The 12,937-nt window shown below is 69.5% G+C and carries 12 protein-coding genes and 1 tRNA gene; 4 read left to right on the forward strand and 9 right to left on the reverse strand.

The genetic code is table 11. The features are described 5' to 3' along the window. Positions 1-218 precede the first annotated feature (218 nt). Both HNR01_RS19930 and HNR01_RS19935 read left to right on the forward strand, forming a co-directional pair. Positions 219-1,301: a YeiH family protein gene (locus HNR01_RS19930; protein WP_024830154.1), complete on the forward strand. Its 1,083-nt coding sequence runs from the start codon at positions 219-221 to the stop codon at positions 1,299-1,301. A 65-nt stretch (positions 1,302-1,366) separates the two neighbouring features. After that, positions 1,367-2,458, forward strand: a complete 1,092-nt coding sequence (locus tag HNR01_RS19935) for a molybdopterin-dependent oxidoreductase (RefSeq protein WP_024830153.1) — start codon at positions 1,367-1,369, stop codon at positions 2,456-2,458. Positions 2,459-2,471: 13 nt separating this feature from the next. On the opposite strand, the gene HNR01_RS19940 is transcribed toward HNR01_RS19935, so the two are convergent. From HNR01_RS19940 to HNR01_RS19950, 3 genes are read right to left on the reverse strand one after another with little or no spacing between them, the layout of a single operon-like run. Continuing rightward, positions 2,472-3,356 (reverse strand): LysR substrate-binding domain-containing protein, encoded by an 885-nt coding sequence (locus HNR01_RS19940; RefSeq protein WP_024830152.1) that lies wholly within the window; start codon positions 3,354-3,356, stop codon positions 2,472-2,474. Positions 3,357-3,408: 52 nt separating this feature from the next. Beyond that, positions 3,409-4,203 carry an anti-sigma factor family protein gene (locus HNR01_RS19945; protein ID WP_024830151.1) on the reverse strand — a complete coding sequence of 265 codons (795 nt, stop codon included), beginning with the start codon at positions 4,201-4,203 and terminating at the stop codon, positions 3,409-3,411. Continuing rightward, positions 4,200-4,709 carry a sigma-70 family RNA polymerase sigma factor gene (locus HNR01_RS19950; RefSeq protein ID WP_024830150.1) on the reverse strand — a complete coding sequence of 170 codons (510 nt, stop codon included), beginning with the start codon at positions 4,707-4,709 and terminating at the stop codon, positions 4,200-4,202. Before HNR01_RS19950 ends, HNR01_RS19945 begins: the two co-directional genes overlap by 4 nt. Positions 4,710-4,906: 197 nt before the next feature. Between HNR01_RS19950 and copM the strand changes: the two genes are divergently transcribed. Both copM and HNR01_RS19960 read left to right on the forward strand, forming a co-directional pair. Then, positions 4,907-5,305, forward strand: a complete 399-nt coding sequence (copM, locus tag HNR01_RS19955; RefSeq protein ID WP_024830149.1) for a CopM family metallochaperone — start codon at positions 4,907-4,909, stop codon at positions 5,303-5,305. Between the two features lie 49 nt (positions 5,306-5,354). Then, entirely contained in the window at positions 5,355-6,794 is a 1,440-nt protein-coding gene (locus HNR01_RS19960) for a YncE family protein (RefSeq protein WP_024830148.1), read from the forward strand. A 170-nt stretch (positions 6,795-6,964) separates the two neighbouring features. Here HNR01_RS19960 and sorB read toward each other — a convergent pair whose 3' ends face one another. The 6 genes from sorB to HNR01_RS19990 form a co-directional block, all read right to left on the reverse strand. Next, positions 6,965-7,285 (reverse strand): SorB family sulfite dehydrogenase c-type cytochrome subunit, encoded by a 321-nt coding sequence (gene sorB, locus HNR01_RS19965; protein ID WP_024830147.1) that lies wholly within the window; start codon positions 7,283-7,285, stop codon positions 6,965-6,967. A gap of 13 nt (positions 7,286-7,298) precedes the next feature. Continuing rightward, positions 7,299-8,510, reverse strand: coding sequence for a SorA family sulfite dehydrogenase catalytic subunit (gene sorA, locus HNR01_RS19970; RefSeq protein WP_024830146.1), 1,212 nt, complete (start codon positions 8,508-8,510; stop codon positions 7,299-7,301). 122 nt (positions 8,511-8,632) lie between these two features. Further along, positions 8,633-9,349: an anti-sigma factor family protein gene (locus tag HNR01_RS19975; RefSeq protein ID WP_024830145.1), complete on the reverse strand. Its 717-nt coding sequence runs from the start codon at positions 9,347-9,349 to the stop codon at positions 8,633-8,635. Further along, on the reverse strand, positions 9,349-9,837 hold the full coding sequence (locus tag HNR01_RS19980; RefSeq protein ID WP_024830144.1) for an RNA polymerase sigma factor: 489 nt from the start codon (positions 9,835-9,837) through the stop codon (positions 9,349-9,351). The genes HNR01_RS19975 and HNR01_RS19980 overlap by 1 nt, the downstream gene beginning before the upstream one ends. 395 nt (positions 9,838-10,232) lie before the next feature. Continuing rightward, positions 10,233-12,458, reverse strand: a complete 2,226-nt coding sequence (locus HNR01_RS19985) for a tyrosine-type recombinase/integrase (RefSeq protein WP_024830143.1) — start codon at positions 12,456-12,458, stop codon at positions 10,233-10,235. Between the two features lie 321 nt (positions 12,459-12,779). Beyond that, positions 12,780-12,854, reverse strand: a tRNA-Gln gene (locus tag HNR01_RS19990). Positions 12,855-12,937 lie beyond the last annotated feature (83 nt).

Raw genomic sequence — 12,937 nt, forward strand, 5'->3', positions numbered from 1 at the left:
CCCAGTCAGCGGGGATCTGCAACGTTCCTTGCATATCAGCGAAGCCACAAACTCGGGTTGCCCGATCGACAAGGCTCGCTTCAGTCCGAAGCACGACGTTCGTCGTCGCCAGCCAAATCATCGCATCATGTGATCAAAACGATCGATACGTTCCGTTGGAGCGAACGAATGGATGCGGTCATGGTCGTGGCAGATCCATTCCACGAGGTGCACGCACCATGCCCGCAGCAGCCTTTCTCCGATCACGCGCGCTTGCCCTGCCTTCCATCCTGCCCGGCCTGAGCCTTTGCCTCGCGGTGACGGGCGTCGCCCTCGGGCTGGAGAGGGTCGAGAAACATATCTTCGGCCGTGCGTGGCTGGAGGCTCTGGTCCTCGCCATCGTGCTGGGCACGGCCGTCCGCACGGCCTGGAGCCCAGGTCGGCGCTTCGTTCACGGTATCGCGTTCGGCGCCAAGACCGTCCTGGAAATCGCCGTCGTCCTGCTCGGCGCCTCGCTCAGCCTCGGGACGCTGCTCGCGGCCGGGCCGGGGCTTCTCGTCGGCATCGCGGTGGTGGTGGCTCTCGCCATCGCGGCGAGCTACGGCATTGGCCGGGCTCTCGGGCTGGCCCCGCGTCTCGCCATCCTCGTGGCCTGCGGCAACTCGATCTGCGGAAACTCGGCGATCGCGGCGGCGGCCCCGGTGATCGACGCGGACGGCGAGGACGTCGCCTCGTCCATCGCCTTCACCGCCGTGCTCGGCGTTCTCGTCGTTCTCGGCTTGCCCCTGCTCGTGCCCCTGCTCGGCCTCTCGCCGATGCAGTACGGCGTGCTCGCGGGGCTGACGGTCTACGCCGTGCCGCAGGTTCTCGCCGCAACCGCGCCGGTGGCCGCCCTCAGCGTCCAGGTCGGCACCCTGGTCAAGCTGGTCCGCGTGCTGATGCTCGGGCCGGTGGTCCTGGCTCTCTCGCTCGGGATCGGCCGGCTGCGGGCGGAAACGGACGCGACCGTACCGTCCCAGGCGGTCGATGAGCGCCCCGCCCCGGGCCGGATGCCGCTGCACCGGCTGGTGCCGTGGTTCATCCTAGCCTTCCTGGCCCTGGCGGGTCTTCGCTCGGCGGGGCTCGTTCCCGAAGGGGCTCTGCACCCCATGGCCGCGACGGCGAACGCGCTGACCATCGTGTCGATGGCGGCCCTCGGCCTCGGCGTCGACGTGCGCAGCGTCGCCAAGGCGGGACCGCGCGTCACCCTGGCGGTGGTCGCTTCGCTCGCCGCCCTCACGGCCGTGAGCCTCGGGCTGATCCGCCTGCTCGGCATCGCCTGACAGAGGCCTGCCACCTGGCGCGTCCGCGCGCGTTGAGCTCCGACCTTCTGCGATAGAGACACCCGATGTCGAGCTTGACCGAGCGTATGGCGCGCCTGATCGTTCATGGGGAGCGCCCCTACAACGCCGAGCCGCCGCTGACTCGCCTGCGGGCCCGTTACCGGACCCCTGCGGAAGACTTCTACGTCCGCTCCCACGGCGACCTGCCGGAGATCGACCCCGCCACATGGCGTCTGTCCATCGACGGCGCGGGTGTCGGCCCCCTCGATCTGTCGCTGGCGGATCTGCGCGCGCGTTTTCCCGAGGCGACCGTCACGGCCACGATGCAGTGCGCCGGCAACCGCCGCGCCGATATGCGGGCGGTGGCCCCGGTCTCGGGCGATCCCTGGGACGGCGGCGCCATCGGGACGGCGGACTGGACCGGAATCCGCCTCGGCGACGTCCTGCGTGCGGCGGGCGTAGCGCCGGGAGCGAACCTCCACTCGGACCTCCACGTGGCCTTCGAGAGCCACGATGTGGTCGAGGGCCAGTTCTACGGCGTCTCGATCCCGCTCGCCAAGGCGGTCGCCGACGAGACACTGCTGGCCTTCGCGATGAACGGGGCCCCGCTGTTGCCCGAACACGGCTTCCCCGTGCGAGCCGTCGTGCCGGGCTTCGCAGGCGTGCGCAGCCCGAAATGGCTGAAGCGCATCACGGTGCAGGACCACCCCTCGACCAACCCGATGCAAGCCGACGACTACAAGCTGTTCCCGCCGGACGTGACGGCCGAGACCGCCGATCCGGCGAAAGGCCACACCATCGAGACGATGCCGCTCAACGCCGCGATCTGCGAGCCCGCACGCGGAGCCCGGCTCAAGATGGGCGAGACCACCGTCCGCGGGTACGCCATCGCGGGAGACCGGGCGGTCGTGCGCGTCGATGTCTCAAGCGATGGCGGTCGGTCCTGGCATCAAGCCGTGCTGGAACACGAGGCCGGCGCCCCCTTCGCCTGGACGTTCTGGGAGATCGTGCTGGACCTTCCGTCCGGCGAGCGCGACCTCGTGGTGCGCGCCTGGGACGCCGCTGGGCAGACCCAACCGGCGCGGCCGGACGAGACGTGGAACTTCAAGGGCTATCTCAGCGCCTCCTGGCACTGTGTGAGGGTCGAGGTCGCCTGAGTTCCGCGACGGATCAAGGAGCGGCACGGATCAGGTCGAGCAGCGCGTCGGCGGCGCGGCTGCGGTAGCGCTCCTTGTGGCGCAGGACCCGGAAGGTCCGCGTCGGCAGGGCGAAGGACACGGCAACGAGAGCTCTGGTTCGCAGCGAGGGTCCGACCACCGCTTCGGACAGAACGCTCGCCCCGGCCCCTGCCACGACGGCGGCGAGGACCGCCTCGTTCGACGGCAGTTCGAGGGCAACGGTGAGTGCGTCCGGCGCGATGCCCAGCGCGACGATCGCCGCCTCGAAGGCGGAGCGCGTGCCCGATCCGGGTTCGCGCAGCACCCAGGAGACCGAAGCGAGGTCCAATCGTCCCGGCCGCGCGCATGCGGCCAACGGGTGGCCGGGCGAGACCACGAGGACCAGCCGATCCTCGGCGATCGGGGTGCTCGCGAGGCTGCCGTCGTCGATCGCGCCCTCCACGAAAGCGAGTTCCGCCGTCCCCGCCCGGACCGCCTCGGCGGCCTCTGCGGTGTTGCCGATGCCGAGCCGCAGGACGATGTCGGGATAGGCCGCCCGGAAGGCGACGAGGTGCCGGGGGAGCCAGTGGCTGGCGATGGTCTGACTCGCCTGAATGGCCAGCGTGCCGCGCCGCATGCCGCTGAGGTCCGCGAGCACGAGTTCGGCCGCTTGGGCGCGGGCGAGCACCGCGCGAGCCTCGCCGAGAAAGACGCCGCCCGCCTCGGTCAACTCGATGCCCCGGCCGACCCGGTGGAACAGCTTGACGGCGTGCCGGCTCTCCAGGGCGTTGATGGCGGCGCTGACCGCCGACTGGACGAGGTTCAGCGCCTCGGCCGCCCGCGTGACGTGCTGGCGCTCGGCGACCGCCACGAAGATGCGCAACTGGTCGAGGGTCATGGCGTCTCGGGCTCGGCGGGGGCCGTGGTACGGCAGGGTTCGGACACGAGCGTCACCGCGCGCCCTCGCGCTTGCCCGAGGCCTGCGCATCGACCGCCTCGGCGACCTGGAGCAGCCGCGCCTCGTCCGTGCGGGCCGTCACCACGTAGGACATCCCGGCGTCGATCCAGGAGAAGGCGGCCACGTCGTCGGCGCGGGCGTAGCGGAACACGCCGCGCCCGCCGGTCGGCCCGGCGCGGCTGTAGAGGGTCAGGCGGGTGCCCCGGTCGTCGTCGTACATCAGCATCGCCGCCGGCTCGTCTCCGGCGGGAAGCAGGCGCCCGCCCATCAGCCGGAAGCCCTGTGCCCGCAGGTCCGGCACGACGACGGGCCGGCGAAGGCGCGCGCTGAGCCATCGCACGAGGTCGGTCGAACCGTCGGCGCGGACCTCGACCGGATGAGCGGCCTCGACCACGTAGGTGCGGAAGGCGGAGACGGCTGCCTGCGTCATCGGTTCGGCCGGGGCCGAACCCGGCACGGCGCCGCGCCCGACCCACCCGACCGCACCGCCGAGGGCGAGCAGGAGCGCCGCCGCCGCGGCGTTCGGCCACCCGCGCGGGATGCGCCTCCGGCGCGGGCCTGCGAGGTTCGCGATGCGCAGGCGGGCGGGGATCGGCTCGTCCGCCACGGGCGCGAGGCGCGCGCGCAGGCGGTCCCGCACCTCCCGGTCGGCGGCAACCCGGGCGGCCGCCTCCGGATGCGCGGCCAGCCACACCTCGACGCGGGCGCGGCGGCCCGGATCGAGCCGTCCGTCCACGAAGGCGTGCAGGTCATCCTCGCCGACGGGACGCGGGTCGGACGCGGTCATTTTACCCTCCGCAGATGCCCGGTGACGATCGTGGGGGCCTGATCGAGGAAAGTGCGCATCCGGCCGCGGGCCCGGCTGAGGCGCGACATCACCGTGCCGATGGGGACTGCGAGCACGGCGGCGACCTCGGCATAGGTCATGTCCTCGACCGCGACGAGGAGCAGGACGGATCGCTGTTCCTCGGGAAGCGCGGTGATTCCGTCGAGCACGTCCCGCGCCCCCACGGCCGCCTCGGGATCGACCCCGGCCTCCGCGATCTCCATCAGCGCCTCCGGGCCGACCTCGATGCCCCGGCGGCGGCGGATGCCTTCGAGGTAGCGGTTGCGCAGAATCGCGAACAGCCACGCCCGCAGGTCGCCCTCGCGGCGCTGCGGCCAGGCGCGGATCGCCCGCTCCAGAGTGTCCTGAACGAGGTCGTCGGCCGCCTCGCGCTGCCGCAGCAGCGCGGTCGCGTAGCGCCGCAGGGCCGGAATTTGCGGTTCGATCAGGACGGCGAGGTCGTCCAAGGGCGGTCTCCGGTTCGCGGCGACGGCAATGCCCGCGCCGCCGTTCGGACGAGAGATGCCGGAATCAGTCGAACTATTCCAAGCCTCGCCCCGGCAAGCCGGTCACGCATCCGTGACCGATTGGCCGGGAGCGGTGGGGAATATTCCGGCCCGGCCGGCATCTCTCCCCGCGTGACCTCGACACTGCGGGAGAGACCATGCGCGGAGCACCGACGGCGATCCTCATCACCCTCCTGATGGCCGGGGGGATCTTGGGTGGCGGCATGATGATGCGCGCCGGGCATGCGGAGACCGCCCCCGGCGGCTTCGATGCGATGATGGCCCAATCGATGGCGCGGATGCACGCGGACATGGCGGTGGCGCCGTCCGGCGACCCCGACCGGGACTTCGCCGCCATGATGATCCCGCACCATCAGGGCGCGATCGAGATGGCGAAGGCCGAACTCGCCTACGGCCGCGACCCGGTCCTGCGCCGGCTCGCGCAGGGCATCATCGTCGAGCAGGCGCAGGAGATCGAGGTCATGCGCCGCGCCCTGGCCGAGCGACCGGTCGCGCAGACCCCACCGACGCAGCCGCCGGCCCACCACCGTCACTGAGCGGATTGCCGTCCCCCGTCCCGACCATCAACGCGAAGAGACCTTCACGATGCGACACCTCATTCCGGCGACCCTGCTGATCGCCCTCCTCGGCGGGACTGCGCTTGCGGGCCAAGCGCCGGGGCCCGCCTCGGCGCCGGACGTGCCGGTCGGCCCGCGCGACCGGTTCTATACCTCGGACCAGTTCTCCAACACGGTCTCGGTGATTGATCCCGCCGCCAACACGCTCCTCGGCGTGATCCGCCTCGGCGACACGACGCCCGCGAACCTGAGCCCGCTCTATCGCGGCCAGCTCCTCGTCCACGGCATGGGCTTCTCGCCTGACCGCAAGACCCTGCTCGCCGTCTCGATCGGCTCGAACTCGGTCAGCTTCATCGACACCGCCACCAACACGGTGCGCCGCACGACCTATGTCGGCCGCTCGCCGCACGAGGCGTTCTTCACACCGGACGGGCGCGAGGTCTGGGTCAGCGTGCGCGGCGAGGACTACGTCGCGATCCTCGACGCGGGGACCGGCAAGGAGACGGGTCGGATCACGGTGCCGAACGGGCCCGGCATGACGATCTTCTCACCCGACGGGCGTTACGGCTACGTCTGCTCCAGCTTCAGCCCCGAGACGGTCGCCATCGACGTGAAGAGCCGCGAGATCGTCGGGCGGATCAAGCAGGAGAGCCCGTTCTGCCCCGACATCGCGGCGACGCCCGACGGCAAGCAGGTGTGGTTCACCCTCAAGGACGTCGGCCGCGTCCAGGTGTTCGAGGCCACGCCGCCGTTCAAGGTGCTCAAGACCATCGAGACCGGACCGATCACCAACCACGTCAACATCGCGCGCACGAAGGCTGGGCAGTTCGCCTACGTGACGATCGGCGGCCTGAACCAAGTGAAGGTGTTCCGCACCGACGACTTCTCGCAGGTCGCGACGATTCCCACCGGCGCGCTCCCGCACGGCCTCTGGCCCTCGGGCGACGGTTCGCGGATCTATGTCGGCCTGGAGAATGCCGATGCGGTCGCGGTGATCGATACCGGTAGCAACGCGGTCATCGCCACGATCCCGATTGGCCAGGGGCCGCAGGGGGTGGCCTACGTCCCGGAAGCGGTGCCGGAGGGGGGCGGCGCGCCGAACCTCCAGCCGCTGGGCGCGGCGGGCCAATCGAGCACGCTGACGCTGGCCGGGCCGGACGGCAAGGCGGCCACGCAGGTCACGCTGTTCGACCAGGGCGTGCTGCAGACCCTGCAGGCGGCGGTGACGGGCCTCACGCCGAAGAAGCCCTACGTGCTGGCCCTCTCGGCCGATCCGAAGGGCGCCGGGCCGCTGGAGCCACTGGCCGCCTTCATGACGAACCCGGCGGGCGCGGCCATCGTCAACGCCGTCGGCCCGATCCGGCAGGTGACGCAGAACGCGAACGAGGCCGCACGGCGCAGCCTCGTCATCGTCGAGGGCAAGCCCGGCGAGACCGGCGCGACGGTCCAGACCCAGGCACCGCGCTGACGAGACGGGACGAGGGGGCGGTCGCCGGACCGCCCCCTGTCGCGCGCCGCGCCTCATACCAATCGGCGATGACAATGACTCATCGCCGATTGCCCGCGCGACTGCGCGGCGGCGGTCGTCCGCCGGACGCACGGAGCAGGACCATCGGTCCTGTTCCGTGCCGCTTAGTATCAGTAGGTGTCGGCGAGGTAGGCGGCGATGGCCTTGGCTTGCGCCTCGTCGATCGGCGCGTGGTAGACCTTGACCATCTTGGTCACTTCGGACTCCCAGAAGGCCGCGCCTTTGCCCGGCGGCTGCATCGCGATGTAGTCCACCGAATGGCAGACGAGGCAGTTCGCCTGGGCCGCCTCGAAGCCTTCCGCGTGCGTGCCGGCCTTCGGCGCCCGCAGCTCCGCGGTCGGCTCCGGCACCGCGTAGGATTTCGGCGCGGCGAGCGCCGCGCCGGTCGCGAGGGCAAGCGCCGCCGCCAGGGCGAGGGTGATGCGGGTCATCGTCGTCACTCCCTCAGGCCGCGCGCACGCGGGTGGTCTCGACCACGTTGCGCAGGTACCCGGCCGGGTTCCAGCGCGGCTCCATCGGCTGGCTCGCCCCGTCGTTGGCGGTCGCCCGCACCCGGATCGCGTGCGTCCCCGGCGCCAAGTCCGTGTCGAGGGTCCAGGGCCGGAAGGCGTAGGGGCCGAGATCCTGCCCGAGCCGCGCCTCCGTCCAGGTCTTGCCGTCGTCGGTCGAGACCGCCACCGCCTTGATCCCGGAGCCGCCGTCAAAGGCGATGCCGCGCAAGGGCGTGCGCCCGGACTTCACCTGCGCCCCGTCGGTCAGGTTGGTCAGGAAGGAGCGCACCGTGAAGCGGTTGATCGGCACGGTCTTGTCCGCCGCCTTGCCGGGCTCGGTGCAGGCGCAATCGTTGTCGGGGATGCGATAGGCCTTCTGCATCCAGAAGCCGTCGAAGGGTTTGTCGAGCACGCTGATGCTCTCCAGGTGCTTGACCCAGTAGGTGCCGTAGAAGCCCGGCACGACGAGGCGCAGGGGATAGCCGTTGAGCCAGGGCAGGTCCTGCCCGTTCATGCCCCAGGCGAGCATCACCTGCCCGTCGCGGGCGTGGTCGAGCTTGAGCGACTTGGCGAAGTCCGGCGTCTCCGGGATCACCGGGCCGTCGAGCCCGGTGAAGGCGACCTCCACGGCGCCCGCCTTCACCCCGGCCTTGTCGAGCACGGCCTTCAGCGGCACGCCGGTCCAGCGGGCGCAGCCCATGGCGCCGTTGGCGAGCTGCCCGCCGGCCATGCGCGGTTCGAAGAAGCCGCGGGAATTGCCCGAGCACTGGTTGACCGCGACGATCTCGGTCGTCGGCATCGCCTTCAGGTCGGCGAGCGAGAGCGAGACCTCCCGCTCGACATGGCCCTTGATCGCGACGCGGTAGGTCTCGGGATCGATCTCGGTCGGGATGTCGGCGAGATGGTAGCGCACGAAGAACGCGTCGTTGGGCGTGATCGCGCCCTCGTCGAACACCGAGAACGGAGTCTCCAGCTGCGGCGGACGCGCGGTCATCTGGAGCAGCGGGCGCTTGCCCGGATAGGCCACCAGGGGCCGTTCGCCGTTGCCGAAGGGCAGCGTGGCGTTGTCGCCCGCGAGCGTGCGCAAGGACGCGAAAGTGCCACCGCCGAGGCCCGCCAGGGCGGTGAGGCCCGCCCGCCTGATGAGATCGCGTCTGTCGAGCATCCGAAGTCCTCCCCTGTCCGCGCGTGACTCCGGCGACCGGGCCCGCGACGTGCGGAGGAGGAGACGCACGTCGCCCGCGGTCTATTCGCGGCGGGCCGAAATAAATTCGCTGCTCGCCCCGGTCAGCCGGTGCAGGGGCGCGCCGAGAGTCCGGTGGCCCGGTCCAGGGCAAGCCGCAGGCGGTCCGTCCTGTCCGGCGTCGTGAGCAGCGCGGCCGCCTCGGCCAGCAGGGCGAACCGTTCGGCCGGTACCGTCTCGGTCAGGAGGACGTATCGCCGCCCCTCGCTATCCCAGCGCGCCACACGCGGGCCGCTGTCCCCTTGCGCGATCTCCAGACCGGCCTGCCCGCGCGACGGTCCGCTCCAGATGGCGAGCCGGCAACCGTGACGCCCCTCGTAACCTGCGAGCCGACCGGCCGAACCGTCGTCCGGGGACAGGTAGACCAAGCGGAAGCCTGCCGCCCCCAGATCGAGGGGGAAGCCATTCGGGCCGCCCGCGGGCCGCACGTCGTTCGCGGGTGAGCCCGCCGCACCCCATGCCGTGAAGGCCGCGCGCGCGGGGTCGGCCGGCGGGCGAGACGACAGGGCGAGCCAGCCGGCGCCGACGAGGACGACCAGGGCCGCGGCGCACGCCCATCCGAGGGAGGCGCGGGCGATCGGCGCGCGCCGGGGCGGCACGGCCGCAGCCTTCACCTCCTGTTTCACTCCCTGCTTCAGCCGGGTCAGGGTCGCGACCCGCGCGGCCAGGACCGGATCGCGGGCCAGCGTCTCCGCGACTGCGCGCCGGTCCTGCGGATCGAGTTCCCCATCGACGTAGGCATTGAGGGTCTCCCAGCGCATCACGGCCCCTCGCTCCCATCGGACGACCCGGCGATCCGGTGCAGCATGATCCGCCTCGCCCTGTGCAGACGGCTCATGACCGTGCCGACGGGAATGCCGAGCCGTTCGGCGGTCTCCCGGTAGCTCAAGCCTTCGACGTCCACGCAAGTCACGACAGCCCGGCAGGGCATATCGAGAGCGGCGAAGGCTTGGCGCACGGCGATCGCCTCGATCAGGCGGTCGTCGAACCCCTCGTCGGGCCAATCGAGGAGCTCATCCTCGTGGTGGAGGCGGGTCCGGCGGATCCGGTCGATCCAGGCGTGGCGCACGATCTGGAACAGGTAGGCGCGGGCCGCGTGAGGCTCACTGGGAGTCGTACGCGTGGAAAGCGCCTTGAGAGCACTCTGCTGCATCAGGTCACGTGCGGCGTCGGGCTCACGCGTCAGGGCTAGCGCGTAGCGGAACAGGCGCGGCCACGCATCGACGAGGTGCTGACCGATGGACCGCATCCTGATGTGTCGTCCTCCCCGCACTCCATAGCACATCAATGCATGTCCACACAGAGCCGCAACGGTCGACGATGGTTGTGGATGTCGGGAGGCCTTACACCTCTGCAGCGCTACTCGGAGCGTTGTTATTGCTGAACAATCGATAGCAGGCTCGCATGTCTGCTTTCAGGCATGTGAGGATGCGGTTTTAAGGCAGGGGTGGGCGCGAAGCTGAATGTCCGGTTACGGGTATCGAGTTGATGTCCGCTCATGGCGCGTCTGAGACCTATGATCCGATCTGCGCCGATATCCGCTTCTGAGATGCCGGAAGGCTGCTGAATGGCCGAGATTAAGCGCAAAACGGCACGTCGGCTTTAGCGAGCTTGATCACCGAAGCTGACGTGGCGCATGGGTCTTTAAGGCACGTCAAACGGCTTCTGGTTTCGGCGCGGACACGCCTCAGGCAGCAGAGAAGACCGTCCAGGTTCTTCCCTGTTGTCCTTTCGCAGCGAGTGAAGTGGCGATGATGGAAGGGATCGGCGGCGCGACGAACGTCCCTTTGCCGATACTTGGTCCCCCAAGGAGCCGAGCGTCAGGGAAGGCCCAAGGAGCGTCCAGTCATACGCCCGCAGATCCCGCGTGACTTCGGGAATGGCGGCAATGGCCGTGCGCATATCTTCCGGCTTGAGCGTCTTCTTGTAGTTCCGTGAGTTCACGGTGGCGCCCTCATGGCCCATCATCGACTCCCGGATCGGATCGAGCACCTGCTGCCGGATCATCTCCGTATTGCCGAAATGCCGGAAGGAATGGAATGTCTTGCGCTCCTCACGGGCCGAAGGCACGGCTTCGTCCAGAACGACCGTCCAGCGCTTGTCGAACAGGTTCGACAAGGGCGTGTTCTCGCCAAACTGCGCGATCTCCGCGAAGATCAGATCGCTTCGTGCACCGGATCTGTCCCGCACGTAATCCAGGAAACCGAGGCGGATCAGCTCTGGATGGAGTGGCAGCGTCCGACGCGACACCGCGTTCTTGAGGCGCCGTCTGCGTGTCGGCCGGATCTTGAGCGTGGCCTGCTCCACATCGACGTCGCCGAGCTCAAGGTAGACCAGTTCGGACAGGCGCGCGCAGGTGTAGTAGCCCAGGAGCGGCAGCCAGTAGACGGCTGCGAAGATCTGCTGCCCCCGTGCGACCCGCAGCATCTCCGCTTCCGAGACCGTCGACGTCCAGACGGGGTGCGCGAACAGCGTCTTCACCTCGTCGACCTCAAAAGCCGGTCGCTTCTCGCCGTCCCGCTCCGGGTCGATCAGGCGGAAGTCGCCCAGGAGCTCGACCTGTCCGATCGGGCGCTGCTTGGCCCGGCAGTACTTCGCGATGGTCGAGAGCTGCGTGATATGCCGGTTCACGGTCGCGGGGCTGAGCCCGACTTTCTCGGTCTGCCCCATAGCTCGCATCGTTCGGCCGCGCTCGACCAGGTCCGCGATCGACAGTGCCGCGTCACGTGAACTCTTGCCGTAGGACTTCGGCAGATTCGAGAGGTTCTGGATATAGGCAGCGAGATGGGAGTGCCTGATCTGCCGCAGGTCATCGGTGCCTGCGATATCGCCCAGCATCGCTGCGACGGCCCGATGCTGACGCTGAGTTTTCTCATCCCAGGTGGTGCCCTTGTGCGTGATGAGTTGTTCGACCACCTCAGTCAGCGAGTTCGTGACCGGACCGGAATCGGCTTCGCTCCCCTCACGCGCATCGTCCAGACCTCGTTGATCGACGTCTGGAGTGTGATCGGTGGCGGCTGGAACGCGATCCTCCCCGTCAAACTCCGAAGCGCCAGACGATGGTCTTGACGCCATATCCGGCGCGGCCGCCTCCGCTTTTGGAGGGTACGACGCAGGGTCTGATGCCGCGGGTGGAGGGTTCCGGTCGGCGATAGGGTCTTGGTCGGGTGCCGGCTGGCTGAGGGGGGCGGATTTGGGACTGGCCGGATCGGTATAGCTGCCCTCTACCTGCGGCGGCATGTTTGAGGCCTGGACCTCGAAGTCGCCCCACTCGAAGCTGTCAGCGCCGTCGAAGTCGGATGTGGCCCAGCCCAGCGTGTCGCGCGGCATCTCATCCCTGGCACGCATCGCCGAGAGGTTGGCCCAGGCCTCCCGCGGATCGCAGCGGGCCTCGGCATAGGTCGTGGCGAATTCGCGCGAGACGTGCCCCGAGACGGCCGCGAGCCCGCGCAGGCACTTTGTCAGCCCGGCTTCGGTCACGGGCTCGCCCATGCTGATCAGCATGGCCTGGAGATAGGCGCGAGGTGGTGTGAGCCGTCCCGTCTCGTCAGGGCGTCCGAGATCGCGCAGATAGCCGTTCACGATGCGGCGGCGGATCGCTCCGCGTTCCGTCAGGCTGAAGCCTTCCTGCTTCAGGCGCGCATCGAGTTCGCTGTCGTACCCCGCATCGAAGCCGTCCTCGCCTGCGAGCGCCTGCAGACGCCCGAAGATGCGGTACTCTCGCGCACGCCTCTCCATCAGCGCCGGCCAGTCGCCGACGAGCGGATCACGCGGTGGATCGAGGTCGCGCCGCAGGCGCGTCAAGCGCGCGCTTCGCTCCCGGTCGACATAGGCGCGGAGATGGTCACGGATCTGACTGGTGCTACGCATGGCGGGATCGTCCCGGACGCGGAGGCTTTCCGCGTTGAGTGCCCAGCCGAGTGTGCGCGCACTCGCCGGGTCGGTTGTGCCCAGGCTGAGAGCGACCGTGGCGGAACTCCCCTTAGCAGAGGCACCAGGGGGTCGTGTCCGCTCATCGCAACGGAATCGCCTACGCCACCAGTATACCGCACCGCGTCGGTACACGTTAGAACAAATCGTCAACGGCCTGCCCCTGTGGACAAGCGCGTGCAACAGCTCTGCGTACAATCGGTGCAGCCGCGAGAGCGGCTGAGCACGGATCACAGTCAGATCAATAACTTAGCTGAGGCTTGGCTGGGGCGCCAGGATTCGAACCTGGGAATGGCGGTACCAAAAACCGCTGCCTTACCACTTGGCGACGCCCCATCGGCTCCAAGCCGCCGGTTCTCTAGACGGGCCGGGCAGGGCTGGCAACCGGGTTGACCGGGTCCGCCGTGATCCGGCGACGT

The sequence above is a fragment of the Methylorubrum rhodesianum genome (assembly GCF_014199985.1).
GTDB classification, from domain to species: Bacteria; Pseudomonadota; Alphaproteobacteria; order Rhizobiales; family Beijerinckiaceae; genus Methylobacterium; species Methylobacterium rhodesianum.

What these genes read in the sequence shown, in the direction of transcription:
- sorB (WP_024830147.1), bottom strand. Translation starts at nt 7,285, where the DNA reads ATGACCCGCATCACCCTCGCCCTGGCGGCGGCGCTTGCCCTCGCGACC.
- copM (WP_024830149.1), top strand. Translation starts at nt 4,907, where the DNA reads ATGCGCGGAGCACCGACGGCGATCCTCATCACCCTCCTGATGGCCGGG.
- HNR01_RS19935 (WP_024830153.1), top strand. Translation starts at nt 1,367, where the DNA reads ATGTCGAGCTTGACCGAGCGTATGGCGCGCCTGATCGTTCATGGGGAG.
- sorA (WP_024830146.1), bottom strand. Translation starts at nt 8,510, where the DNA reads ATGCTCGACAGACGCGATCTCATCAGGCGGGCGGGCCTCACCGCCCTG.
- HNR01_RS19960 (WP_024830148.1), top strand. Translation starts at nt 5,355, where the DNA reads ATGCGACACCTCATTCCGGCGACCCTGCTGATCGCCCTCCTCGGCGGG.
- HNR01_RS19940 (WP_024830152.1), bottom strand. Translation starts at nt 3,356, where the DNA reads ATGACCCTCGACCAGTTGCGCATCTTCGTGGCGGTCGCCGAGCGCCAG.
- HNR01_RS19985 (WP_024830143.1), bottom strand. Translation starts at nt 12,458, where the DNA reads ATGCGTAGCACCAGTCAGATCCGTGACCATCTCCGCGCCTATGTCGAC.
- HNR01_RS19930 (WP_024830154.1), top strand. Translation starts at nt 219, where the DNA reads ATGCCCGCAGCAGCCTTTCTCCGATCACGCGCGCTTGCCCTGCCTTCC.
- HNR01_RS19980 (WP_024830144.1), bottom strand. Translation starts at nt 9,837, where the DNA reads ATGCGGTCCATCGGTCAGCACCTCGTCGATGCGTGGCCGCGCCTGTTC.
- HNR01_RS19945 (WP_024830151.1), bottom strand. Translation starts at nt 4,203, where the DNA reads ATGACCGCGTCCGACCCGCGTCCCGTCGGCGAGGATGACCTGCACGCC.
- HNR01_RS19975 (WP_024830145.1), bottom strand. Translation starts at nt 9,349, where the DNA reads ATGCGCTGGGAGACCCTCAATGCCTACGTCGATGGGGAACTCGATCCG.